Raw genomic sequence first — 23,430 nt, 5'->3', positions numbered from 1 at the left:
GACGAAAACATATGCATCTGCAATTATCTTTAAGCATAAAGCAAACGGGACGGGCAGGTGAGCGAGTTCGACGCCATCATTGTCGGGGCGGGCCACAACAGTCTCGCCTGCGCCGCGCATCTGGCCCGGAAAGGCTGGAAAACAGCGATCTTCGAGCGCAATCCGGTCGCGGGCGGCGCCGTCCAGACCCGCGAATTGACGCTACCAGGCTTCCGCCACGATCTCGGCGCGATGAATCTAAGCCTGTTCGCCGGCTCCGCCTTCCACAAGACATATGCAAATGAATTGAAATCGCACGGGCTGGAATTCGCCCCCGTCGCCGATTGCTTCGCCAGCGCCTTCCCGGATGGCAGATGGTTTGGCGTCTCCACCGACATCGAGGCGACCGCCGCCCGCATCGCAGCCTTCAGCCAGGGCGACGCGGACACATGGCGTCGGCTGGTCGCCGCCTTCCCGGCCGAGGCCGGGCATATTTTCGGCGTGCTGGGTGCGCCCATGTCGGCGCGCGCGCTGCTCTCCGCCGGCTGGAAGGCATGGCGCGGCAAGGGCGTGGGAGGCGCGCTCGACATTGCGCGGCTGATGCTTGCCTCGCCGCGCGCCTGGCTCGACGAGACCTTCGAATCCGAGCACGTCAAAGCCACCCTCGCCGCCTGGGGCATGCATCTCGACTTCGCGCCCGACATCGCCGGCGGCGCGGTGTTTCCCTACCTCGAAGCCATGGCCAACCAGTCCTTCGGCATGGTCCTGGGCAAGGGCGGCGCCGATACCATGATCCGGGCGCTGCAAGGCATGCTGAAGCAGGCCGGCGGCGAAATCTTCACCGACGCCGAGGTCGTCGAAATCCTGACCGGCAATGGCCGCGCCACCGGCGTCCGCCTCGCCAATGGCGAGACCCACAAGGCCCGCGTGGCGGTCATCGCCAATGTCGCGCCGGGCGCGCTCGGCCGGCTGTTGGCCAGGGGTTCCGGCGACGCCGGCTTCGATACGGCGATGAAGAAATTCCGGCACGCGCCGGGCACGATGATGATCCATCTCGCGCTCGACGGCCTGCCCGACTGGACGGCCGGCGAGGACTTGAAGCGCTTCGCCTATGTGCATCTCGCGCCTTCCATGGACGCCATGGCGCTGGCCTATGCCCAGGCGACTGCCGGCCTGCTGCCTTCGGCTCCCGTGCTGGTCGTCGGCCAGCCGACGGCAATCGACCCGTCGCGCGCACCGGAAGGCAGGCATGCGCTCTGGGTGCAGGTGCGCGTGCTGCCCGCCGAGATCCGGGGCGACGCCGCCGACGAGATCGCGCCGGCCGATTGGGACGCGGTCAAGGAGCGCTACGCCGACCGCGCGCTCGGCATCATCGAGAACTACGCGCCTGGCTTTCGCGAAAAAATCCTCGGCCGCGCCGTGTTTTCGCCGGCAGACCTCGAACGCGAGAACCCCAATCTGGTCGGCGGCGACCAGATCTGCGGCAGCCATCACCTGTCGCAGAACTTCTTCTATCGCCCGGCGCGCGGCTATGCGCGCTGGAACACGCCGGTGGATGCGCTGCACCTCGTCGGCGCGGCGACATGGCCGGGCGCCGGCGTCGGTGCGGGATCGGGCTTCATGCTGGCCCGTCAACTGGCCGGGAGGTGACGGAGGAACAATGCATGCCGCGGCAGCTCGAACGAGCCGTGCTCACGAAAGTGGAAACAAGCCAAGAAAATCAGGGGAACGACAATGACAATCAACAGACGGCAAATACTCGGATACGGCGCGACAGCGCTCGGCGTGGCCGCAATCGGGCTTCCGGCGTCGGCCTCGGCGCAGGCTGGCGAACTGACCATCGCCTATAACGTCAACCTGCCCTCATGGGACCCGACCACCGGACCGTCGGCGGTCAACCCGACCATCCAGGGCATCTACCAGTCGGTGTTCGACCAGTTCATCCCGCAGAATCCCGACCTCTCCTTCGAGCCCGGCCTGCTCACTGAATGGGGCTGGAGCGACGACAAGAAGCAGGTGACGATGACGGTGCGCGAAGGCGTGAAGTGGCATGACGGCTCGCCCTTCACCGCCGAGGACGTGGTCTGGTCGCTAGAGCGTGCCGGCAAGGAGGAGACGGGCAATCCGATCCAGTTCGTCTGGAAGAACCTCTCCAATTTCAAGATCGACGGAAACAAGATCACCGCCGACGCCGCCGGCTTCGATCCCGTCCTGTTCAAATGGATGTCGTTCCTCACCGGCTATATTCTGCCCAAGGCCTACTACGAGAAGGTCGGCGCGGAAGGTTTCGAGGCGGCCCCCATCGGCACAGGCCCGTACATGGTGGAAAAATTCGAGCGCAACGCCTTCGTTCGGCTGAAAGCCAATCCGGATTACTGGGGCGGCAAGCCGGCTTTCGAGAACGTCACCGTCAAGTTCGTCACCGATGCCGCCAGCCGCGTCGCCGAGATCGAATCCGGCTCCTCGCAGGTGACGCTCGAAATCCCCTACGAGGAGTATGACCGCCTGATCGCCAAGGACGGCCTTGCCGGCGCCGTCACCAATGTGTCCGACATCGGCATGATCTTCCTGAACGACATCGACGTGATGAAGGACAAGAACGTCCGCCAGGCGGCTGTCATGTCCATCGACAAGAAGCTGCTCGTCGACCGCCTGCTGCGCGGCTACGGCCTGCCGCTGGACACGCTGGAAACGCCGGAATACGCGGCCTTCGATCCATCGATCAAGGTCGAATACAATCCGGAGAAGGCGGCCGAGCTCCTCAAGGCGTCGGGCTACTCGCCGGAAAACCCGGTGAAGTTCACCATCCAGACCACCCGGGGCTTCAAGCCCAAGGACTACGAGATGATCCAGGCGATCGTCGGCATGTGGCGCAAGGTCGGCATCGAGGCCACGATCGAAGTCTACGAGATCGCCAAGCACTACGAACTGCGCGCCGCAGACAAGCTGGCGCCGGCCGCCTTCTACAATTGGGGCAACGCCATCGGCGACCCGACCACTTCGACCGGCTTCGCCATGTACGGGCCGAGCCCGCATTCGGTGTGGGACGGGCAGGACGTCATCGACGCGATCAACCCGCTCTGGGGCGAAGCCGACGAGGAAAAGCGCATCGCCGGCTGGAAGGCCGTCAGCAAGCTCATCGCAGACGAGGCCTACGTCATCCCGCTGATCCAGTACGCCCAGCCGATCGTGCATGCCAAGGACGTCAAGGTCGTGCCGCACATCTCCGGCGCGTTGCTGCCGGCGCTGATGACGCCGGCGTGAGGGTGTCTGAAAACCAGTGCGCTGCCCGAAACGGCGCACTGGTTTTGGTGTGCGTCCTTCGAGGCTCGCCCGCTCAAATTCGAGCTCAATTCTGGAGCTTCAATGCTGGCTCGCACCTCAGGATGAGGACCGGTTCTGCTCGCAAATCCGGAAGCGGTGAGACAGTGCACGGCGGCAAAGTTAGGCGCAGACATGGCGCAACAGTCCTCATCCTGAGGTGCGAGCCCGCTCTGACAGTTCAGGCGAACAAACGGAGCTGGACGGGCGAGCCTCGAAGGACGCACCTTATAGCCATGACTAGACCATGATCCTACAACGCCTCCTCGCCCGCCTGCTCACCATGCTGATCACCCTGTTCGGCGTAGCGGTGGTCGTCTTCGTGGTGATCCGCGTCGCGCCTGGCGACCCGATCGCCATGATGCTGCCGCCGGGCGCCAGCGACGACGACATCCTGCGCCTGCGCACGCTCTACGGGCTCGACAAGACGCTGGTGGAGCAGTTCTTCATCTGGCTCGGCGGCGTGGCGCGGGGCGATTTCGGCACATCCATTTCGCTGCGCCAGGACGTTCTTTCGCTGGTGCTGAACCGGCTGCCCGCGACGCTGGAGCTGGCGATATTCGCTCTCCTGATGGCGCTCGCCATCGGCGTTCCGCTGGCCGTGCTCGGTGCGCGCGAACGCGGCACGGCCGTCGAGGCCGGCATCGACGTCGCCAATGGCGCTGCATTGTCCATCCCCGATTTCCTGTGGGGTCTCGTGCTGATCCTGCTCTTCGGCGTGCTGGTGCCGGTCTTCGAGATTTCGGGGCGGGTCTCGCCGCGGCTCGAACTGCCCTTCGCGACCCAGTTCTATCTGTTCGAAAGCATTTTTCGCCTGCGCTTCGACCTGATGAAAGACCTGCTCAGCCACATGTTCATGCCGGCGCTGGCGCTGGCCTTGCCGCTGGCGGCGATCGTCTCGCAGCTTCTCAAGCAGTCGCTGAAGGAGATCCTCGACCTCGATTATGCGGTGCTCGCCCGCGTCAAGGGCTTCTCCGAAACGCAGGTGATCCTGCGCGACGCGCTGAAGAACGCCGCCCTGCCGACGCTGACGCTGGTCGGCGTGCAGTTCACCTTCCTGATCGGCGGCACCGTCATCGTCGAGCGGCTGTTTTCCTACGAGGGGCTGGGCAACATGGCCATCGACGCGGTCATCAACCGCGACCTGCCGCTGATCCAAGGCATCGTGCTCGTCTTCGCGCTGCTCTTCGTGCTGGTCAATCTCGCTGTCGACATTACCTATGCGCTGCTCAATCCGAGGCTGCGCCATGGATGACGTGCGGCTCCGTTCGCGCGCGCCCAACGCCCGCCTGTGGCTCGCCGGCGGCTGGCTGTCGCTGCTGCTCGCCGCCGCCATTCTTGCGCCGCTGATCGCGCCGCAGGACCCGCTTGCGCAGGATCTGATGTTCGAAAGGCTGCCGCCGTTCTGGATGCAAGGATCGGAGCCGGGCTTCTGGCTCGGCACCGACAGTCTCGGCCGCGACCTGCTCTCCCGCCTGATATTCGGCGCGCGCATCGCCTTCATCGTCGCCTTCGCGGCGGCGACCGCCGCCTGCCTCGCCGGCTCCACGCTCGGGCTCGTCGCCGGCTATTTCGGCGGCTGGGCCGACCGCATCATTTCGCGCATCGTCGATGTCTGGATGGCGTTCCCGCCCGTCCTGTTCGCCATCCTGCTCGTGGCCGTGCTGGGCACCGGCCTGCATTCGGTGATCATAGCCATCGCGGTCATCGACTGGACGCGCTTCTGCCGCGTAGTGCGCGCCGAGGCCATGGTGCAGTCGCGCATGGACTATGTCGAGAATGCCCGCATCGCCGGCTTCGGCCGCATGGGAATCATGCTGCGCGAGGTTCTGCCCAACGTTCTGCCCTCGATCGTGGCGCTGCTGTCGCTCGAAATGGGCATCGCCGTCATCGTCGAGGCGATCCTGTCCTTCGTGAACCTGTCGATCTCGACCGATGCCCCGACCTGGGGCGGCATCATCGCCGAGGGCCGGCTTTCGATCCATCAGGCCTGGTGGGTGCTGGTGTTCCCGCTCGTCACCCTGTTCCTCACCGTCCTCTCCTTCAGCCAGTTCGGCGAAGGCCTGAAGGACCGCTACGACCCGGTGCTGAGATGAGCGCGCGAGCCGTCAGACATCGGATGCTTTCGCCACCACTGGCGGCCCCCGTGATTGCTGACGCCCCCTCCACCATGCTTCGCATGGTCCCCCTCCCCCGCTTCGCAGGGAAGGAACCAGCGTCGCCGCTGATCCTCCCCCGTTTACGGGGGAGGGGGACCGCCGAAGGCGGTGGAGGGGGCGACACTAGCGATACCGACGAAAAGAGCGGACAGCAGGAATTCGGAGCGCCAATATGAGCGCCGCGCCCTGCCTCGAAATTTCCAACCTCAGCGCCACGCTGCCCAGCGGTATGCGCGTGCTGCGTTCGGTGAGCCTGAAGATCGCGCCCGGCGAAGTCCATGCGCTGGTCGGCGAAAGCGGCGCGGGAAAGAGCATGATCGGCAAGGCCGTGCTCGGCGTCCTGCCGACGAGCGTCCGCATCGTCGAAGGCGACATGCTGCTCGAGGGAACGCGCCTCGGCGCGCTGTCGCCCAAGGCGCGCCGCGCGCTGATCGGCGCGCGCACAGCGCTGATCCCGCAGGACCCGCTGACTGCGCTCAACCCGTCGCGCCGCATCGGCCCGCAGATCACCGACCGCTTGATCCGCATCCTTGGCTGGAGCGCGTCGAAGGCCGAGAGCCGCATCCGCCGGCTGCTCGATGAGGTGCAGATCCGCGAGCCCGGCCGCGTCGTCGGCTGCTATCCGCATGAACTGTCCGGCGGCATGCGCCAGCGCGTGCTGATCGCCGCCGCCTTCGCTGCTGAACCGAGGCTGATCGTCGCCGACGAGCCGACGACGGCGCTGGATGTGACCGTGCAAAAGCAGATCCTGCGCCTCATCGCCGACCTGCAGCGCGAACACGGCACCGCAATCCTGTTCGTGACCCACGATCTCGGAGTGGTCGCCAAGATCAGCCAGAAGGTTTCGGTGCTCTATGCCGGCATGGTGGTCGAGGAGGCAGACACGACCGCGCTGTTCGCCGCCCCGCAGCACCCCTACACCCGGGCGCTGATGGCCGCGACGCCGCGCTATACCGATCCCTACGCCTCGCTGCTGCCGGTCGATGCCGCGGTTCTGGCCGGCTTGGCGGGAGAGGTCGCCGAGGCAGATCGGGCATGGAGGCCAGTCCATGCCTGACGCGCTGATCACCGTCCGGGGGCTGAAGGTCGCCCTGCCCGACATGACAAGGAAGCCGCTCTTCGGCCGCGCGCCGATGGCCGAGATATTGAAGGGCCTCGACTTCGAACTCCCGAAGAACTCGATCACCGGCATCGTCGGTGAATCCGGCTCCGGCAAGTCGACGCTCGGCCGCGCCCTGGTCCGGCTGATCGAGCCGAGCGCAGGCAGCGTGACCTTCGACGGCCGCGACATCACCCATCTTTCCGATGCGGAATTGAAGCCGCTGCGCCGCGACCTGCAGATGATCTTCCAGGACCCGATGTCGTCGCTCAATCCGCGCCGGACCATCGGCTCGATCATCGCGGCGCCCTTGAAGCAGAACGGCATGGGCGACAATCTGCGCGAACGCGTCGCCGAGGCGCTGCGCCGCGTCGGTCTTCCCGTAAACTTCGCGATGCGCTACCGGCACGAACTCTCGGGTGGCCAGCGACAGCGCGTCGGCATTGCGCGAGCGCTGGCTCTGTCGCCGAAGTTCGTGCTCGCCGACGAGATCGTCTCCGGCCTCGATGTCTCCACCCAGGCGCAGGTGCTGACCCTGCTCGAACGCCTTGCCGGCGAGATGGGCCTGACGGTCGCCTTCATCAGCCACGACCTCTCCGTCATCCGCCGGCTGTGCCGTCAGGTGATCGTCATGCGGCAGGGCGAGATCGTGGAGGCGGGTCCGACCGACGAATTGTTCGGCGATCCGAAACAGGCCTACACGCGCGAACTGATCGCGGCGATCCCCCTGCCCGAAATCGACCCGGACTGGCTTCGGGCCAAGCCGCTCGCAGCAGCGAACTAGACAAGGTCGTTTCCGCTCGCAAACCGTTCCCGCGCCGCTAAAGATGCGCGAAACGCCGGTTCCAGAAGCATTGTGTACAAATTGCGCATGGCAACGGCAGGTAGCGAACGCTAAGCTGTTGATCCTGAACAACAAAGATCGTGTCATCGCCAAGCCGGGGCGGGGTTTTATCCTCCGCACCCTGTTGAGCTTCACCGGCTCCTTGCCTGTGCCCGGCTTTCCAGATGCGACACCAGGCGGACCAAAGGCCACAACAAAATCAGATAGATAAGCGCCGCACTGATCAGCGGCGAAGGGTTGGCCATCAGCGCCTGGGCGTCCGTCGCCTGCTTCAGGAGGTCGGGCATCGCGACCACCGACGCCAGCGACGTGTCCTTGGCGATGGCCACGCAATTGCTGGTCTGGGCGGGCGTGGCGATCCGCACCGCCTGCGGAATGACGATCTTCCACAGCGCCACCGGAAACGGCAGGCCCAGCGCGCTCGCCGCCTCGAACTGGCCCTTGGGGATGGCCTCGACGCCGGCGCGGAACACCTCGGCCGTATAGGCCGCAAGTACGATCGACAGGGCGAGGCTTGCCGAGACGAAGGAACTCAGACGAACCCCTACGAAGGGCAGCGCGTAGTAGATCACGATCAGCACCACCAGGATCGGCAGCGCGCGGAAAATGTCAATGAAACCAATGGCAAGCCAGCGCAGCGGCTTGGCGCCGTAGAGCCTGGCGATGCAGATCGCGACGCCGGAGAGCCCCCCGAAAACGACGGCGGTGATGGTCAGGAGGATCGTGTTGCCCAGCCCGCGCAGGAGCATGGGAAAGGTCGCGGCCATCACTTCGGTGTTGAAGAAGGTCGCCAGCAGTTCCGTCATGAGCCTGGATTCCGTTGAGGTCGCGCGCCCGCCCCGGGCCGCAAAGGATGCCGCGAAGAGCCTGACGGATGGCGGCCCGCTCGGCAAGACGTGGTCGCCGAAGCCTGCTCCATCGAAATGAAATGGATTGAGAGCTAACCCTTTGTTTTAAAAAGCAGTCGGGAGGAGCCCGAAAGCTCCTCCCGCGGCCCCCGCCCCGCTTATTGCGCCTTTGGAATGTCGAGAACCGTGACCGTCGCGGTGCCTTCCGCCGCGTCGACGCCCAGCCACTTGCTGTGCAGCTTTGCCATGGTCCCGTCATTCTTGATCTCGGTGATGGCGGCGTTGACTTTTTCCAGCAGCGGATGGTCCTTGGTCATCATGATGGCGAACTGGTCGCCGGTCTTGATGCGCTCGTCGACCTCCATCTTTGGCATTTTCAGGAAGGCGAACTGGAAGCCCGCAATGTCGCCGACCGCGCCGGCCACGCGGCCGAGTTGCGTATCGAGGATCAGGTCCTGCTGGGCGTTGTAGCCCTTATATTCGCCGAACCCGTATTTCTCGGCATTGGCCTTGATCCAAGCTTCGCCGGTCGAATTGGAGATGGCGCCGACCGGCTTGCCCTTCATGTCGGCGAGGCTGGTTATGCCGGCTTCCTTCGCCGACACCAGCGCCAGATCGCTGTCGTAGTAGCCCTGCGTGAACGACTGGTTCTGCAGCCTTTCATTGGTGATCGAGATGGTCGAGATGGCAAGGTCGATGCGCTTCGAACTCGTCGCGGCAAACAGCGCCTGGAAGCCGAGATCCTGGATCGCGACGTCGTAGCCGATGCGCTTGGCGATCTCGTTGACGAGATCGACCTCGAAGCCTTCGAAGCTGCCGTCGGTGTTCTTGAACTCCCATGGCGGGTTGGCCGGATAGGCGCCGACATTCAGCGTCTCGGCGACTGCGCCGTGGACCAGGCCGGCGGCAAGAACGGCCGCCGCGGCGATGGACTTGATGAACCCCTTTGTCATTCTTGTTCTCCCGGTTTTTTCGCGAAGGCCCATTTCCTTCGTGAATTTCACTGCATTTTCATGCCGCCAACAGCGCCACGATGCGCTTGCAGGCTTCCTCGATCTCGGCTGGTTCGCGGCAGACGCACATTCGCATATGCGCCTTCGACGCTTCGCCGAACAGCCAGCCGGGCGCCAATCCGACCCGCGCTTCTTCGAGAAAGCGCTGGCAGACATCGGCCGAGTTCTGCTCGCCATAGACGCTGAAGAAGACATACATGCCGCCAGCAGGCTTGGTCGGAAGGACGATGCGGTTCGCCGCCCCGAGGATGCGGTAGGCGATGTCGACGCCCTCGCGGCAGCGGTCGCGCGTCGAGGCGGCGAACGCCTCGCCCTCCTCCAGCGCCACTTTCGCTCCCGCCTGCACGAAGGCCGCGGTGCCGCTGTTCATGTATTGCGTGATCGCCGACAGCGGCTTTGCGACGGATGCCGGGTGGGTAAGCCAGCCGATGCGCCAGCCGGTCATTGCCCAGGCCTTGGAAAAGCCGTTGACGCTCATCACCCGGTCTTCGTCATCGGCGACCTGAAGGATGGAAGGCGCTGCCTCGCCGTGGAAATAGAGCCGGTTGTAGAGTTCGTCGCTGATGATCCAGATGCCGGCCTCGCGGCTGAATTCGAGCAGCGCCGCAAGTTCCTCGCGCGAGGCGGTCCAGCCCAGCGGGTTGGACGGCGTCGAGAACATGATGGCGCGGGTGCGCGCGTCGCAGGCGCGGTAGAGGTCTTCGAGGTCGAGGCTCCAGCTGCCATTGACCTCTCTCAGGAAGACCGGGCGCGGCTCGGCCCCGATGACGTGGATGGCGTTGCGGATATTGGGCCATTGCGGCTCGATATAGACGACGTTCGAGCCCATTTCGGCGACGATTTGCAGGGCCATGAACACGGACTGCATGCCGCCCGGCGTGATCGTCGAGCGCGCCACCGGAATGGCGCGGCCGTGCAGCCGCGACTGATATTCCGACAAAACTTTGGTCAGAGCGGGCAGGCCGCGCATATCGGGAACGTAGAAGGTGTCGCCATGGTCGAGCGAAGCCTTGGCGGCGGCGCGTATGAACTCCGGCGTCTCGACATCGCCTTCGCCGTACCAGAGCGTGATGACATCCGGGATCGACTGGGCCCGCACCGCCATCTGGGCGATGTTTTCGACCTGCAGATCCATGATCTGCGGGCGAATGCCGGAGTAGGCGAGCCTTTGGCCAGTCGTTCCCTTTCGTGCCAGCATCATAGCTCCGCTGCGGTCGCCCAACTCTCGAACGCTACGTGGATACTGTATCCATTTCAAGCTTGAAATTAATTTTTGCCTTGGCCATAGTCGCGCGACCAGGAGGCACCGTGTCCAGTGCAGTGAGGAAGATCGCCCAGCCCGAAAGCATGCGCACGCAGATCTACGAGAGCTTGCGCCTTCGCCTCCAGGGTTCGGAATTCACCACGGACGACCGGCTGGTCGATACCGAGATCGCGAAGGAATACGGCACCTCGCGCATGCCGGCGCGCGAGGCCCTGCTGGCGCTGATGTCGCAAGGTTTCCTCAAGCAGACGAGCCGCGGCTTCGTCATCCCGGTGCTGACGCCGCAGGATATTCGCGACATTTTCGAAATCCGTCGGTTGGTCGAGCCGGACGCCGCCGCTCAGGCGGCCCGAAGCATGACAGACGCCAACATTGCGCGGCTCGCCGCCGCCCGGCAGATGGCGATGGACGCCGGCCGGAGCGGCGACGCCAAGGCGCTGATGCTTGCCAATATGGAGTTTCGCGGCGTCTGGATCGAAGCAGTGCCCAATCCGCGGCTGCGCTCGCTGATCGAGAGCTTCTCCGACCATGCCCAGGCGGTTCGCATCGCGACACTCAAGGAAGCGGACAGCCGGGGCGTGGTGCTGGACGGCATCGACCAGTTGATGAAGGGGTTTGCCAATCGCGACGGCGACGCGGTGAAGGCGCGCCTGGCGGCGTTCATCGAGGCCGCCGAGGCGATCTACTTTCGCGGCCTGGAAGGCGAGAACGAGACGGCCGCCGCGAAGGGTCGCTCATGACCCTTACCGCCGCCAACGAGAACCGCATCAAGCTCGGCGTGTTTTCGACCAATGCCGATGGCGGGCTGGCAATCACCAAAGTACCGGAGCGCTGGACGGCGACGTGGGCCGGCAATGTCGAAGCCGCCCGCATCGCCGACGAGGCCGGTCTCGACTTTTTCCTGCCGATCGCCCGCTGGGCGGGCTTCGGCGGCGAGACGCGCTCACGCGAATGGTCGTTCGAGACCTTCACCTGGGCCGCGGGCCTCGCCGCGCTGACAAGACGGATCACCATCTTCTCGACAGTTCATGTACCGCTCGTCCATCCCGTCTACGCAGCCAAGGCGCTCGCGACGGTCGACCACATCGGCAATGGGCGCGCCGGGCTCAACATCGTCTGCGGCTGGAACCCCGCCGAATTCGCGATGTTCGGGGCGACGCCGGACGAAAAGGGATACGAGCGGGCGGCGGAATGGATCGAGATCGTCAGCCGCGCCTATGCCTCCGACGAGCCGTTCGATTTCGATGGCGCCTACTACCGGCTGAAGGGTGTGGTCAGCAAACCGTCGAGCGTGCAGCAGCCGCGCCCGGTTACCATGAACGCGGCCTTCGGCGCGCCGGGCCGCGACTTCGCGGCTGCGCATTGCGACTTCCTGTTCTCGACATTTTCCGACATTGGAGACGGTCGCAAGCATCTGGACGATATCCGTACGCGGGCAGCGGCGGCCGGCCGCGCGGTCGGGGCCTATACGGTGGCGCATGTCGTATGCCGTCCCACCCAGGCGGAAGCCGAGGATTACTACGACCGCTATGCGTTGCGCGAAGCCGACGAGGCGGCGGTCGACAACCATATGGCGGGCAAAAAGCAGTTTTCCGCTTCGCACGACCCGCACGCCTACATCCAGTACCGGCAGCGCTTTGCCGGCGGCGCCGGAACCTACCCGCTGATCGGAACGCCCCGGCGCATCGCCGAGATGATCGGCCGCATCTCCGCCGAAGGCTGGGAAGGCATGGCGCTCAGTTTCGTCAACTACACCGATGAGCTTCCCTATTTCTGCGCCGGCGTTCTGCCGCTCCTGCGCGAGGCCGGCCTGCGGGCGTGAGCCTGGATGCCGCCTCGCAATATTTGCTCAAACTTCGATCGGACGCGTCCATGTTCAACACCAAGGCTCCCCTGCTGAAACGGCGGCTCAGCGAAGGCGGCAAGATGGGCATATTCTGGTTCGCCCTCGGCAGCCCCGCTCTGGTCGAACTCGCGGTCTCGCGGGGCGGCGACGCGGTGGTATTGGATATGCAGCATGGCCTGTTCGCCCGCCGGGACCTCGAGGCCGCGGTGGGCTGTCTGCCGCCATCCATCCCCTGTCTCGTGCGAATCGAGGACGACAGCGCCGCCGCGGTCTCGCGCGCGCTCGATGCGGGGGCCGAAGGCGTGCTCGTGCCGATGGTGGAAACAGGAGCGCAAGCGGCGGCGGCGGCCGCGGCCTGTCACTTCCCGCCCAAGGGAAGCCGCTCCGGCGGCGGGGTGCGCCCGCTGGCCGATTTCGGCGCTTACCGCAGCGCCGCAGACGAGGCGATCACGGTCGGCGTCATGATCGAAACTACGAGAGGCGTCGCCAACGCCAGGGAGATTGCCGCCGCGCCCAATGTCGACTTCGTCTTCATCGGCAGCGGCGACCTTGCCTTGTCGCTGGGCAGCGACGGCGCGGCGCTCGAAAAGGCGTTGCGCGCGGTTCGCGACGCCTGTGTCGCAGCCGGCAAGCCGTGCGGCGTCTTCACCATGAACGCCGGGGAAGCTTCGAAGCGCGCCGGCGAAGGCTTCTCCATCACGGTAGTGGCCAACGATCTGTCGGCTGTAATGACCTCTTTCGAGGCTTCGTACCGCACGTTCAAAGTAGGCGACACATCGGAGCACGGCGCCAGCAAGGCCTAGCGCGACACGCGGCTCTTCCTTTACGTTTTCTGCAACGTCGCCCTATATCCGAGAAGGGATCGCCTGACCCGGGGTGTCGGCCCGCGAGCGCTGGGGGAATATTGAATGACAAGAACGAGGGACCGTCAGCGCCGCGAAAGCGAGGTGCGGCTTCGCCTTGCTGTCCGGGCGGCTCATATCGGCATCTGGGACTGGGACCTGGAGACAGGCGAGATAACCTACTCGCCCCGCGCCCGCGAGATCTACGGTCTGGCGCCCGACCAGGCAATCACGCACGAACTGGTAGCGTCTGCCACGCATCCTCGCGATCTGGAGCGCAATGCCGAGTTGACGCGTCGAGCGCTCGATCCAGCGATCCGGGAAAAGACGGCGTCTTATGAATACCGCATAAGGCGCCTCGATACCGGCGAGATTCGCTGGATCGAAGCCTCCGGCGAAGCCATGTTCGCCGAGGTGGAAGGCAAACCGATGGCCGTCCGCTATCTCGGGACCATCCAGGACATAACCGACCGCAAGAGGAGCGAGGCGGCCCTCGCCAAGAGCGAAACGCGCCAGCGCCTAGCGATCGATGCTGCCCGGATGGCGGTCTGGGACTATGATTTCGCCACGGACACGTTTCGCGGCTCACCCGAACTGAACCGCATTTACGGCTTCGAGCCGACGGCAAACCCGACGGCGGAACAGCTTCGCGCCTGCTATGGGCCGGGCGAGCAGGAGCGGGTGCGCGAGGCTGCCGAGAAGGCGATAAGAGACGGCGAGAGGCAGATCGAGGTCGAGTTCCAGTGCCGGCAACCGGGCGGTGATACACGCTGGATCCTGCTCCGGGCGGAAGTGACGCTCGCCGAGGACGGCTCCTACGATCGCGCCATCGGCGTTCTGATGGATATCGATGCGAAAAAGCGCAGCGATGAACGCCAGGCCCTGCTTTTGCGGGAGCTGAACCACCGGGTGAAGAATTCGCTGAGCGTGGTGCAGTCGCTCGCGGCACAGTCTTTCCGCGGCGACAACGCCAAGCCGGAGGCTGTGCGCGAATTTCGCGACCGCATCCAGGCGCTGGCGAAGGCCAACGACGTTCTCCTGCAGCAGGACTGGGTGGCCTTCAGCCTGCCGGCGCTCATCGGGCAGATCATCGAGCCTTATCTCGATCACCATCGCCAACGGTTCATCATCGAGGGCGACAATCTCGATTTGCCGCCGCCGCTCAACGTACCTATAGCACTCGCGCTGCATGAGTTGTGCACCAACGCGGCGAAATTCGGCGCGTTGTCGGCCGATGACGGCCATGTCGAGATTCGCTGGCGGCAGGTCGGCGGGCATATCGAACTCGACTGGTCCGAACATGGCGGACCGACGGTTGCCACGCCGCAGGACGACGGCTTCGGCACGCGGCTGATCTCGAAAGTGCTGGCCTCGCAAATCGGCGAGGTGGATCTGAGCTTCCCCGAGAGCGGGGTCAGGTGCCGCATGCGGTTCCGGGCGGGTTGATTCTCCGACAGCCGGCACGCGATCCGCGTGGCAGCCGGCGTACAGGCGGCTCTTCAGCCCACCAGAAGCTCAAGGCTCCAGTTCGACATCCCAGTAGAGATAGTCCATCCAGCTTTCGTGCAGGTAGTTGGGGGGGAAGCGCTTGCCGTTATTGTGCAGGTCGTGAACGGTCGGATGGTATGGCTTCTGCAGCGGCCACATCTTGGCTTGCGCCGGCATCATCCCGCCCTTGCGCAGATTGCAGGGCGAGCAGGCCGCAACGACATTCTCCCAGGTGGTTGCCCCGCCGCTGTGACGCGGAATGACATGGTCGAAGGTAAGATCCTCGGAGGTGCCGCAATACTGGCACTGGAAGCGGTCGCGCAGGAACACGTTGAACCGAGTGAAGGCCGGGTGGCGCGACGGCTTGACGTAGTTCTTGAGGCTGACGACGCTGGGCAGCTTCATCGAGAACGACACCGAGGAAACCGAGCGGTCGTATTCGGCGACGATGTTGACCCGGTCCAGGAAGACAGCCTTGATCGCATCCTGCCAGCCCCAGAGCGACAGGGGGTAATAGCTGAGCGGACGGTAATCCGCGTTCAGCACCAGCGCTGGAAGCCCATCCGGAGATACGGCGACCGTCACCTGAATTCACCTCCTTGGTTACGACCCGTTCGGCTGCGATACTGTAAGCCGGAGATGACAAGGATGTGAAGCGGCTTCACAGTCACACAAGACTGCAAAAAGTCAGAAAATAGCGGCTTTTTCATGAGTTTGGACGGGTGGAGCACCGTCACGGCCCCGCGTTTCGCGATAATAGGCCCAGAAAAGCCTCGCCGCGACGCCCCGCCAGGGTGCCCATGATTCGGCCAGCGCGATCAGCGCTTTCTCGCCCGGACGCGGCTGGAGGCCGAGCGCATGGCCGACCGCGCTTTGCAGCGCGACGTCGCGCGCCGGGAAGATGTCGGGGTGCCCGGCCGAAAACAGCAGGTACACTTCCGCCGTCCACGGGCCGATGCCCGGCACGGCGACCATCCGCCTGATCGCGTCATCGGCGTCCAGGCCGCAGAGGTGGTGAAGGTCGAGGCCGTCGCGCACCGCCTGCGAGACGGCGAGCAGCGTGCGCTGCTTCGGCCGGGAGAGTCCCGCCTCGCGGAACATGCCTTCACCGGCCGACAGGATCGCCTCAGGCGTCAGCGGATCGACCAGCTTCGTCAGCCGGCCGAAGATCGCATCGGCGCTGGCGCGCGAAACCTGTTGCGAAACGATGATCGAAATGAGGCTGGCGAAGCCCGGCTCGGAGAGGCGCAGCGGCACCTCGCCGGCCACCGCGCGCACCGGATCGAGGCGCGGATCGGCCGCGCAAAGTGCGTCCAGCCCGTCCGAAACATCGCTGAGCGTTGAAATGCGGCGCATAGCGTCCTTGTCCCTGAACCGCCGGCAACGTAGCAATCGGGTGGAATTGCGCACAACCCGGTTTACGCATACTGATGAACACTCCTGTCTTTCGCTTTGCGCCCAGCCCGAATGGCGAGTTGCACCTCGGCCATGCCTATTCGGCGCTGCTCAACGCCAGGCTGGCCGAGCGGATGGGAGGCAGGCTGCTGCTGCGCATCGAGGACATCGACCTTGCCCGCTCCACGCCCGAATTCGAAGCGGGCATCTATCGCGACCTGGCATGGCTCGGCATCGAGTGGCAGCGGCCGGTGCGTCGCCAGTCCGAGCATTTCGGCGATTATGAAAGCGCGCTCAACCGGCTGATCGCCGAGGAACTCGTCTATCCCGCCTTCATGAGCCGGGGCGAAATCCGCGCCTTTATCGCGGACACCGAGAAACGTGGCCGGCTTTGGCCCCGCGATCCCGACGGCGTGCCGCTCTATCCGGCTTTCGACAAGGCCCTTTCCAGGCGCGAGCGCGAGCGCAGGATGGCAGACGGCGCTCCTTTCGCCTGGCGCCTCGACATGGATGCGGCGTGGGCGCGCCTCGACGGCCGGCTGTCATGGACCGAGTTTTCCAGCGAGGAACTGGCCGGCTCGGAACAGGTCGAGGCGCGCCCGGAGCAATGGGGCGACGTCGTGCTCGCCCGCAAGGAAGTCCCGACCAGCTATCATTTGTCGGTGGTGGTCGACGACGCTCTGAAAGGCGTGCCCCATGTCGTCCGCGGCCGCGCCCTCTATGCCGCCACTGGCGTCCAGCGGCTGCTCCAGGAACTCCTGGGCTTGCCTGCGCCGCACTATTTTCACCACCGGCTGATCCTCGGTCCCGATGGCCGCAAGCTTTCCAAAAGCCTCGGCGACAGCGGGATCGCAGCCCTGCGCGAGCGCGGCGCAAGCGCAGCGGATGTCCGGAAGATGGTCGGCATTTGACGCGAAACGATTTGCCGCCGGTTGTCAGGAGCGGACGAGAACGCCTTTGAGCATCGCGAGCACGGCGATGGTCACGAAGGCGCCGCCCAGTCCCGTAGCCACTGCGCGGGTCAGATCGCGCAAACTGATGCCCCAGGAGTTGGCGGCCACGATAGCGATGAAGAAGCCGGCGGTGAACAGCACCATGTTGCCTATGGGACCGAAGCCGTCGTCACGCATGATCGCGTGGAGAGCCGATCCGAAGAACAGCGCCATAACGATGACGCTCGCCACGGCCATCATCAGCCATGAAGTCTCGAGATTCCAAAGCATGCCCGGTCCTTTCAAAGCCCCCGACAGCGAAGTCCCTCGAACCCCCCGGTTCAATATATTAGAAGCTATGCATCAACCCTTTCGCTTTGCTTGCCGGAATATTTCGAATTAGAGCTTTCGCCGCTCTCTTCCCTCGATCGGCGGTCATTCGATGACAATTCCCAAACGGCTCGTTCCGGCCACCTTCGTCGTGCTCTGGGCGACCGGCTTCATCGGCGCCCGCTACGCCATGCCGTGGGCGGAGCCGTTCACCTTCCTGGCGGCGCGCTTCGCGCTCGCCTTCGTCATTCTGGGCGCGATGATGCTGCTGCTCGGCTCGCGCAAGGCCAAGCCGCGAGAGGCGTTGCACGCCGTTGCAGCGGGCGCGCTCATGCACGGCGTCTATCTCGGCGGCGTGTTCTGGGCGATCCGCCAAGGCCTGCCCGCGGGCCTGTCGGCGCTGATCGTCGGCCTGCAGCCGCTGATCACCGCATTGCTGGCCGGCAGGCTGCTCGGCGAAGAGATCCTGCCGCGCCATTGGGCCGGGCTGGCGGCGGGCTTTGCCGGCGTGGTGATCGTGCTTTCGCCGAAACTCGGCGCGATGAGCGGCGGCGTTACGTGGCCAATGCTCGCCGCATCGTTCGTGGCCGTCGCCGGCATGAGCGCCGGCACGATCTGGCAGAAGCGTTTCGGCGCCGGCGGCGACATGATCACCGGGACTTTCTGGCAGTATGTCGGCGCCGCCGCCATCATGGCTCTGTGCTCGCTGGCTTTGGAGACGCAAACCTTCACCCTCACCGGCGAACTGGTCTTCGCCATGGCCTGGCTGGTGTTGGTGCTGTCGATCGGCGCGATCTTCCTGTTGATGGCGCTGATCCGCGAGGGCGCGATGTCGAAGGTTTCTTCCCTGTTCTACCTCGTGCCGGCGGTCACCGCCGTGATCGCATGGGTGCTGTTCGGCGAGGATTTGACGCTGGTGCAGATATTCGGCATGGCGCTGGCGACGTTGGGCGTCGGCCTCGCCACTGCGCGAAAGCCGGTAAACAAATCCGGACCACCGGCGGAATGAATCTAGCCGCCGACGCGGGCGCGAGCTTCCAGATAGCGGCTGATCGAGGCGTTGAGCTCGCCGCCCAGGATGAAAACGAGCGACACGATGTAGAGAAAGACCACTGCGACCATAATTGAGGCGAGGCCCGCATAAGTGGTCACGTAGGACGAAAAGCGGTCGAGATACGCCGCAAATATAGTCGAGCCGGCCAGCCAGCCTACGAGGGTGAAGATGATGCCGGGCACTAAAGCCGTAAAGCGGCGCTTGCCGGCGGGCAGCCAGTAATGCACGGCGAACAGACCAAGCACTATGACGGCGGAGGCGATGACGTAACGCCACAGCGTGATGGTGCCCATATAGGGTTCGATCCAGTCGAAATTGGCGACCGCCAGCCGAGCGATCAGCGGCGCGAACACCAGCAGCACGCTGATCGCCAGGAAACCCGCGGTTGCGATCAGCACGAAGACCAGGCTCTGCACTCGCCGGAAAATGAATGATCGCGTCTCGGTGACCCGGTAAGCCCGGTTGAGCGACGTGCGCAGTGCCTCGATGCCGTTGGACGCGAAGAAGGCGGCGAGCAGCACGCCATAGGTCAGGAGGTCGGTGCGCTGGACGGTCAGCACATTGATGACTTCGCGGGAGATCGGCGCCGCGATCTGTTCGGGCCATGTATCGAAGACGAGGTGAACCGCCGTGTCAGCGAACGCGTTCGCGCCCAAAAAGCTGGCAAGCGTGGTGGCGAAGATCAGAAATGGAAACAACGCCATCAGCGCGGTGATCGCAAGATGGCTGGCCATCGACCAGCCGTCATCGTCGTTGAAATGGCCGAGCGCATCGGAAAGCACGCGCCGAACGGCTACGATCTTCCGCATTGCGCCTCCATGCCGTAGCTCCCGTCGATTGTTTCCCGGCCGCGAATATGGGAAGGGATTGCGGCGATTGGCAACCCGTGGCGGAACTACGTACACCGGATGAAAGAGTTGCGCACGATCATCGTCACAGGCGCGTCCTCCGGCATCGGAGCCTACTGCGCTCGCGCTTTGAGGGACGACGGCTGGCGGGTGTTCGCCACGGCGCGCAAGCCGGAGGATATCGCAGCGCTCGAAGCGGACGGCATCGAAGCCTTCTATCTCGATTATCGCGAACCCGACTCGATCGCGGCGCTGGTCGCCGCCGTGCTTGAACGGACAGACGGCCGGCTCGACGCGCTTTACAACAATGGCGCCCATGCCCAGCCCGGCGCTGTTGAGGATTTGCCGGTCGAAGCGCTGCGCGAGCAATTCGAGGCCAATCTGTTCGGCTGGCACGATTTGACCCGGCGCATCGTGCCGGTCATGCGGGCGCAGGGCCATGGCCGCATCGTCCACTGCTCGTCGATTCTCGGCCTGACGCCTGTGAAGTGGCGCGGCGCCTATGCGGCATCGAAACACGCGCTGGAAGGGCTGATGCTGTGCATGCGGGCGGAACTGCAAGGCTCGGGCATCCATGTCTCATTGATCGAGCCGGGCCCGGTGGAATCCAGAATCGCCACCAACGGGCTCGCCTGGTTCGAAAAAAACATCGACCACGAGAATTCGGTGCACCGCGAAGCCTACCAAAAGCAGCTTGCCCGGCTGAGGGCCGGCGGCTCGAAATCGCGGCTGAAGCTCAAGCCGGACGCGGTTTATGCGGTATTGCGCCACGCCCTCCTGTCGCGGCGGCCACGTCCGCATTATGTTGTCACTCTGCCTGCCAGGATCGGCGTGATTCTGAAACGCATCCTGCCGGCTTCCCTGCTCTATCGCGTCCTCGCATCCCAGGCCTGACGCGGCTCAATCGACCGGAGACCCGGATGGAAACCGTCTTCAACATCCTCGCCATCATAGTCATGGTCGCGGTCGTGGTCGTGCTGCTGCGCGGGCTGGTCAACATGATGCGCGGCGGTTCGGGCTTCACCTCCAACAAGCTGATGCAGATGCGGGTATTCCTGCAATTCATCGCGCTGGTTCTGATCCTGATCGCAGCCTGGTTCGCAGGACGCGGATAGAGGCGGCGCGATGGTAAAGCTCAACAAGATCTACACCCGCACCGGCGACGACGGCACGACCGGCCTTGGAACCGGCGCGCGGCGGCTTAAATCGGACATCCGCATCGACGCCTATGGAACGGTGGATGAAGCCAATGCCTGCATCGGCATGGCGCGCGTCCACACCGCCGGCTCTCATCCGGAAATCGACGCGATGCTCGGCCGCATCCAGCACGATCTCTTCGACCTCGGCGCGGATTTGTGCGTGCCCGACGAAGGCAAGCCGCTGGGATACGATCCGCTGCGCATCGTCGCCTCCCAGGTCGCGCGCCTCGAGGCCGAGATCGACCTTTTGAACAAGGACCTGCAGCCGCTGCGCTCCTTCGTGCTCTCCGGCGGCTCTCCCGCCGCTGCCGCCCTGCATCTCGCCCGCACCGTCGCGCGGCGCGCCGAGCGCATCATGGTCGCGCTGGCGCAGGACCCTCAGGAACAGGTCAATCCGGAAGGCATCAAATACATCAACCGCGTCTCGGATTTTCTGTTCGTGGCTGCGCGCGTGGTCAATGACAATGGAAATGCCGATGTGCTATGGGTTCCCGGCAAGAACCGCTGAGATATCCTTGAGCAATTCCACCTCTGGCGGGCAATCGACACGGCTATACCGCAGGGGGAGCGGCGCGAAACAATGTTCATTCCGCTCCACGACGCCAACAGCCTGAAATACATCAAGCTGCAATATGTGACGTTCGGTCTGATCGGGCTGAACGTGCTGGTATTTCTGATCACCGGCCTCGGTTCGGAAGAATTCACCGGCGCCGCGGTCTACGGCCTCGGCTACATTCCATCAGTTGCTTTCGACACGGTCGAGCTTTCGCCCGAACTGGTCATCGTTCCCGAAGACATGACCTACATCACCTATGCCTTCCTGCATGGCGATTTCTTCCATCTGGCCGGCAACATGCTGTTCCTCTGGGTGTTCGGCGACAATGTCGAGGATGCGCTCGGGCACTTCCGCTTTTTGGTGTTCTATCTGCTCTGCGCGATCGGCGGCGCGGCGGTGCACGGCTGGATCGCGCCGGATTCCCAAATACCCCTCATCGGAGCCTCCGGCGCGATTGCCGGCATCGTCGCCGCCTATCTCATTCTTCACCCGCGGGTGAAGATTTGGGTGCTGGCCTTCGGACGAATTCCGCTGCGCATTCCGGCCTACCTCACGCTCGGCCTGTGGATCGCCTTCCAATTCACGATGCTGGCGCTGGGCGGCGAGGATCAGATTTCCTGGGCCTGCCATGCCGGCGGCATCATCACCGGCGCGGTGCTGGTGATGATCCTGCGCCGCCGCGATGTCCCGCTTCTCGACAAGGAAGTCGTCACGCCCCGCGCCGTGAAGGTCGAGCAGCCGAGCGCCGTGCATCCGGTCGAGGCGCAGCCCGCCCCGCGCTGGGGCAGGCAATGACCGATGCTCAACAAAAGTCTTGAAGAACTTGACGGTGAGGATTGGGGCGAACCGGCCTACGATTCCTACGTCGTTCGGACCTGCCATGCTCTTCGACGCAAACCAATCGGTGATTTGACCACTGAAGAACTCAGGCTTGCTATCAACCAGAACATTGGCCTGCAGTGGTTGCTTCCCCTCGCAATTGAGAGATTGCGCAGAGACCCATTTATCTCTGGAGATTTTTTCGAAGGTGACCTGTTGAAAGCGATATTGACCGTGCCTGGTACTGTCTGGGAGCGGCATCGCGATTGGCAGCGAGACGTTCACTTGATTGCCAAAGCGTTCTTTTCCAAAGCCAGCGGGCAGGACGACAGCTGGCGAAAGACCTGCCTTCCTGGAATCGCGGCCGCGTATGAGAGCTTTCGCCAAACCTGTAGCCAGACGGCCATCGACCCACCGTGATTCAACCGATTTGACCAGCCGGCGGATATTGACGCGCCGATTGACGCTGACTAGGGTCCGCCGCGCTTGCGGGAGCCGGCAAGTCCGCAAGTCAGTTTCCGTATTTCCGCCCTTTATGTCGTCAATCGACAAACGGACCGAGCCTCGCTCTGCTAGTGAGCGCTCCAAAATTTTCATCAGAGAGGTGAGAAGCACATGAAAGTTCTCGTCCCGGTCAAGCGGGTTGTCGACTACAACGTGAAAATCCGGGTCAAGTCGGACGGTTCGGGCGTCGAGCTGGCCAATGTGAAGATGTCGATGAACCCGTTCGACGAAATCGCCGTCGAAGAGGCGATCCGGCTGAAGGAAGCCGGCAAGGCCGACGAGATCGTCGTCGTCTCGATCGGACCCCAGCAGGCACAGGAGACGCTGCGCACCGCGCTCGCCATGGGCGCCGACCGCGCCATCCTGGTCAAGACCGACGAGCAGACCGAACCGCTCGGCGTCGCCAAGGTGCTGAAGGGCGTGGTCGAAGCCGAACAGCCCGGCCTCGTCATCCTCGGCAAGCAGGCGATCGACGACGACGCCAACCAGACCGGCCAGATGCTGTCGGCGCTGCTCGGCTGGAGCCAGGGCACCTTCGCTTCCAAGATCGAGATCGCCGGCGACAAGGCCAAGGTGACGCGCGAAGTCGATGGCGGCCTGCAGACCGTTGAACTGAAGATGCCGGCGATCGTGACCACGGATCTGCGCCTCAACCAGCCGCGCTACGCCTCGCTGCCCAACATCATGAAGGCCAAGAAGAAGCCGCTCGACGAGAAGACCCCGGCCGATTTCGGAGCCGATGTCGCGCCGCGGCTCACGGTCCTTAAGACCGAGGAACCCGGCGGCCGCAAGGCAGGCGTCAAAGTCAAGAGCGTCGCCGAACTGGTGGACAAGCTCAAGAACGAAGCCGGCGTGTTGTAGTCAAAGGCGATAGGAGCAAACAAAAAATGGCTATTCTTCTGATTGCCGAACATGACAATGCATCGCTGTCGGAGCAGACCGCCAAGGCGCTGACGGCAGCCCTCAAGATCGGTTCCGACGTCGACATCCTGGTGGCCGGCAAGGGCGCCAAGGCGGCCGCCGACGCCGCGGCCAAGCTCCAGGGCGCCAAAAAGGTGCTGCTGGCCGAGGCCGACGAACTCGAACAGCG

The 23,430-nt window shown here is 64.2% G+C and carries 26 protein-coding genes; 19 read left to right on the top strand and 7 right to left on the bottom strand.

All coding sequences use genetic code 11. The features are described 5' to 3' along the window. Positions 1-57 precede the first annotated feature (57 nt). The 6 genes from MAXJ12_RS07035 (at position 58) to MAXJ12_RS07010 (ending at position 7,342) form a co-directional block, all read left to right on the top strand. Entirely contained in the window at positions 58-1,629 is a 1,572-nt protein-coding gene (locus tag MAXJ12_RS07035) for a phytoene desaturase family protein (RefSeq protein ID WP_008835108.1), read from the top strand. An 84-nt stretch (positions 1,630-1,713) separates the two neighbouring features. Beyond that, complete coding sequence (locus tag MAXJ12_RS07030) at positions 1,714-3,243, top strand: ABC transporter substrate-binding protein (RefSeq protein ID WP_008835107.1); 1,530 nt, start codon at positions 1,714-1,716, stop codon at positions 3,241-3,243. A gap of 304 nt (positions 3,244-3,547) precedes the next feature. Further along, positions 3,548-4,555 carry an ABC transporter permease gene (locus tag MAXJ12_RS07025; protein ID WP_008835106.1) on the top strand — a complete coding sequence of 336 codons (1,008 nt, stop codon included), beginning with the start codon at positions 3,548-3,550 and terminating at the stop codon, positions 4,553-4,555. After that, on the top strand, positions 4,521-5,396 hold the full coding sequence (locus MAXJ12_RS07020) for an ABC transporter permease (RefSeq protein ID WP_420492367.1): 876 nt from the start codon (positions 4,521-4,523) through the stop codon (positions 5,394-5,396). The genes MAXJ12_RS07025 and MAXJ12_RS07020 overlap by 35 nt, the downstream gene beginning before the upstream one ends. 235 nt (positions 5,397-5,631) lie before the next feature. Continuing rightward, entirely contained in the window at positions 5,632-6,516 is an 885-nt protein-coding gene (locus MAXJ12_RS07015; protein ID WP_008835104.1) for an ABC transporter ATP-binding protein, read from the top strand. Further along, positions 6,509-7,342: an ATP-binding cassette domain-containing protein gene (locus MAXJ12_RS07010; RefSeq protein WP_008835103.1), complete on the top strand. Its 834-nt coding sequence runs from the start codon at positions 6,509-6,511 to the stop codon at positions 7,340-7,342. Before MAXJ12_RS07015 ends, MAXJ12_RS07010 begins: the two co-directional genes overlap by 8 nt. 191 nt (positions 7,343-7,533) lie before the next feature. Here MAXJ12_RS07010 and MAXJ12_RS07005 read toward each other — a convergent pair whose 3' ends face one another. From MAXJ12_RS07005 to MAXJ12_RS06995, 3 genes are all read right to left on the bottom strand, one after another. Continuing rightward, positions 7,534-8,208 (bottom strand): amino acid ABC transporter permease, encoded by a 675-nt coding sequence (locus MAXJ12_RS07005; RefSeq protein WP_008835102.1) that lies wholly within the window; start codon positions 8,206-8,208, stop codon positions 7,534-7,536. 200 nt (positions 8,209-8,408) lie between these two features. Further along, on the bottom strand, positions 8,409-9,203 hold the full coding sequence (locus MAXJ12_RS07000; RefSeq protein ID WP_008835100.1) for a substrate-binding periplasmic protein: 795 nt from the start codon (positions 9,201-9,203) through the stop codon (positions 8,409-8,411). Positions 9,204-9,261: 58 nt separating this feature from the next. Then, the gene (locus MAXJ12_RS06995) at positions 9,262-10,461 is read right to left on the bottom strand and encodes an aminotransferase class I/II-fold pyridoxal phosphate-dependent enzyme (RefSeq protein ID WP_139043816.1); all 1,200 of its coding nucleotides are present in this window, start codon (positions 10,459-10,461) and stop codon (positions 9,262-9,264) included. Between the two features lie 110 nt (positions 10,462-10,571). On the opposite strand from MAXJ12_RS06995, the gene MAXJ12_RS34290 reads away from it, so the two are divergent. The 4 genes from MAXJ12_RS34290 to MAXJ12_RS06975 all read left to right on the top strand — a co-directional run bounded on the left by MAXJ12_RS34290 (position 10,572) and on the right by MAXJ12_RS06975 (position 14,661). Further along, on the top strand, positions 10,572-11,267 hold the full coding sequence (locus MAXJ12_RS34290) for a GntR family transcriptional regulator (RefSeq protein WP_139043815.1): 696 nt from the start codon (positions 10,572-10,574) through the stop codon (positions 11,265-11,267). Next, complete coding sequence (locus MAXJ12_RS06985; protein WP_008835097.1) at positions 11,264-12,349, top strand: LLM class flavin-dependent oxidoreductase; 1,086 nt, start codon at positions 11,264-11,266, stop codon at positions 12,347-12,349. Before MAXJ12_RS34290 ends, MAXJ12_RS06985 begins: the two co-directional genes overlap by 4 nt. A 50-nt stretch (positions 12,350-12,399) precedes the next feature. After that, on the top strand, positions 12,400-13,176 hold the full coding sequence (locus tag MAXJ12_RS34285; RefSeq protein ID WP_139043814.1) for an HpcH/HpaI aldolase family protein: 777 nt from the start codon (positions 12,400-12,402) through the stop codon (positions 13,174-13,176). A 105-nt stretch (positions 13,177-13,281) separates the two neighbouring features. Continuing rightward, a complete protein-coding gene (locus MAXJ12_RS06975) occupies positions 13,282-14,661 on the top strand; it encodes a sensor histidine kinase (protein WP_008835095.1) in 1,380 nt (459 codons plus the stop codon). A 69-nt stretch (positions 14,662-14,730) separates the two neighbouring features. Here the strand turns inward: MAXJ12_RS06975 and MAXJ12_RS06970 are convergent, their stop codons facing one another. Continuing rightward, the gene (locus MAXJ12_RS06970; RefSeq protein ID WP_008835094.1) at positions 14,731-15,288 is read right to left on the bottom strand and encodes an HNH endonuclease; all 558 of its coding nucleotides are present in this window, start codon (positions 15,286-15,288) and stop codon (positions 14,731-14,733) included. 102 nt (positions 15,289-15,390) lie between these two features. Then, positions 15,391-16,059 carry a DNA-3-methyladenine glycosylase family protein gene (locus MAXJ12_RS06965; RefSeq protein WP_008835093.1) on the bottom strand — a complete coding sequence of 223 codons (669 nt, stop codon included), beginning with the start codon at positions 16,057-16,059 and terminating at the stop codon, positions 15,391-15,393. A 74-nt stretch (positions 16,060-16,133) separates the two neighbouring features. On the opposite strand from MAXJ12_RS06965, the gene gluQRS reads away from it, so the two are divergent. After that, positions 16,134-17,009, top strand: coding sequence for a tRNA glutamyl-Q(34) synthetase GluQRS (gene gluQRS, locus MAXJ12_RS06960; protein ID WP_008835092.1), 876 nt, complete (start codon positions 16,134-16,136; stop codon positions 17,007-17,009). 24 nt (positions 17,010-17,033) lie between these two features. Here the strand turns inward: gluQRS and MAXJ12_RS06955 are convergent, their stop codons facing one another. Beyond that, on the bottom strand, positions 17,034-17,321 hold the full coding sequence (locus MAXJ12_RS06955; RefSeq protein ID WP_008835091.1) for a hypothetical protein: 288 nt from the start codon (positions 17,319-17,321) through the stop codon (positions 17,034-17,036). A gap of 151 nt (positions 17,322-17,472) precedes the next feature. On the opposite strand from MAXJ12_RS06955, the gene MAXJ12_RS06950 reads away from it, so the two are divergent. Continuing rightward, entirely contained in the window at positions 17,473-18,369 is an 897-nt protein-coding gene (locus MAXJ12_RS06950) for a DMT family transporter (RefSeq protein ID WP_008835090.1), read from the top strand. A 2-nt stretch (positions 18,370-18,371) separates the two neighbouring features. Here MAXJ12_RS06950 and MAXJ12_RS06945 read toward each other — a convergent pair whose 3' ends face one another. After that, complete coding sequence (locus MAXJ12_RS06945; RefSeq protein ID WP_008835089.1) at positions 18,372-19,223, bottom strand: YihY/virulence factor BrkB family protein; 852 nt, start codon at positions 19,221-19,223, stop codon at positions 18,372-18,374. Positions 19,224-19,322: 99 nt separating this feature from the next. Between MAXJ12_RS06945 and MAXJ12_RS06940 the strand changes: the two genes are divergently transcribed. The 7 genes from MAXJ12_RS06940 to MAXJ12_RS06910 all read left to right on the top strand — a co-directional run. Further along, on the top strand, positions 19,323-20,156 hold the full coding sequence (locus MAXJ12_RS06940; protein ID WP_008835088.1) for an SDR family oxidoreductase: 834 nt from the start codon (positions 19,323-19,325) through the stop codon (positions 20,154-20,156). 26 nt (positions 20,157-20,182) lie between these two features. Beyond that, positions 20,183-20,377: a twin transmembrane helix small protein gene (locus MAXJ12_RS06935; RefSeq protein WP_008835087.1), complete on the top strand. Its 195-nt coding sequence runs from the start codon at positions 20,183-20,185 to the stop codon at positions 20,375-20,377. Between the two features lie 10 nt (positions 20,378-20,387). After that, positions 20,388-20,969: a cob(I)yrinic acid a,c-diamide adenosyltransferase gene (locus tag MAXJ12_RS06930; RefSeq protein ID WP_008835086.1), complete on the top strand. Its 582-nt coding sequence runs from the start codon at positions 20,388-20,390 to the stop codon at positions 20,967-20,969. 72 nt (positions 20,970-21,041) lie between these two features. Next, the gene (locus MAXJ12_RS06925; protein ID WP_008835085.1) at positions 21,042-21,812 is read left to right on the top strand and encodes a rhomboid family intramembrane serine protease; all 771 of its coding nucleotides are present in this window, start codon (positions 21,042-21,044) and stop codon (positions 21,810-21,812) included. Between the two features lie 3 nt (positions 21,813-21,815). Continuing rightward, entirely contained in the window at positions 21,816-22,256 is a 441-nt protein-coding gene (locus MAXJ12_RS06920) for a contact-dependent growth inhibition system immunity protein (RefSeq protein ID WP_008835084.1), read from the top strand. A 195-nt stretch (positions 22,257-22,451) separates the two neighbouring features. Next, the gene (locus MAXJ12_RS06915; protein ID WP_008835083.1) at positions 22,452-23,201 is read left to right on the top strand and encodes an electron transfer flavoprotein subunit beta/FixA family protein; all 750 of its coding nucleotides are present in this window, start codon (positions 22,452-22,454) and stop codon (positions 23,199-23,201) included. Positions 23,202-23,227: 26 nt separating this feature from the next. Beyond that, a partial coding sequence (locus MAXJ12_RS06910; RefSeq protein ID WP_008835082.1) for an adenine nucleotide alpha hydrolase family protein occupies positions 23,228-23,430 on the top strand: 203 nt, incomplete at its 3' end.

The sequence above is a fragment of the Mesorhizobium alhagi CCNWXJ12-2 genome (assembly GCF_000236565.1).
Classification (GTDB): domain Bacteria; phylum Pseudomonadota; class Alphaproteobacteria; order Rhizobiales; family Rhizobiaceae; genus Allomesorhizobium; species Allomesorhizobium alhagi.
This window is presented reverse-complemented; position numbering and strand designations above follow the sequence as displayed.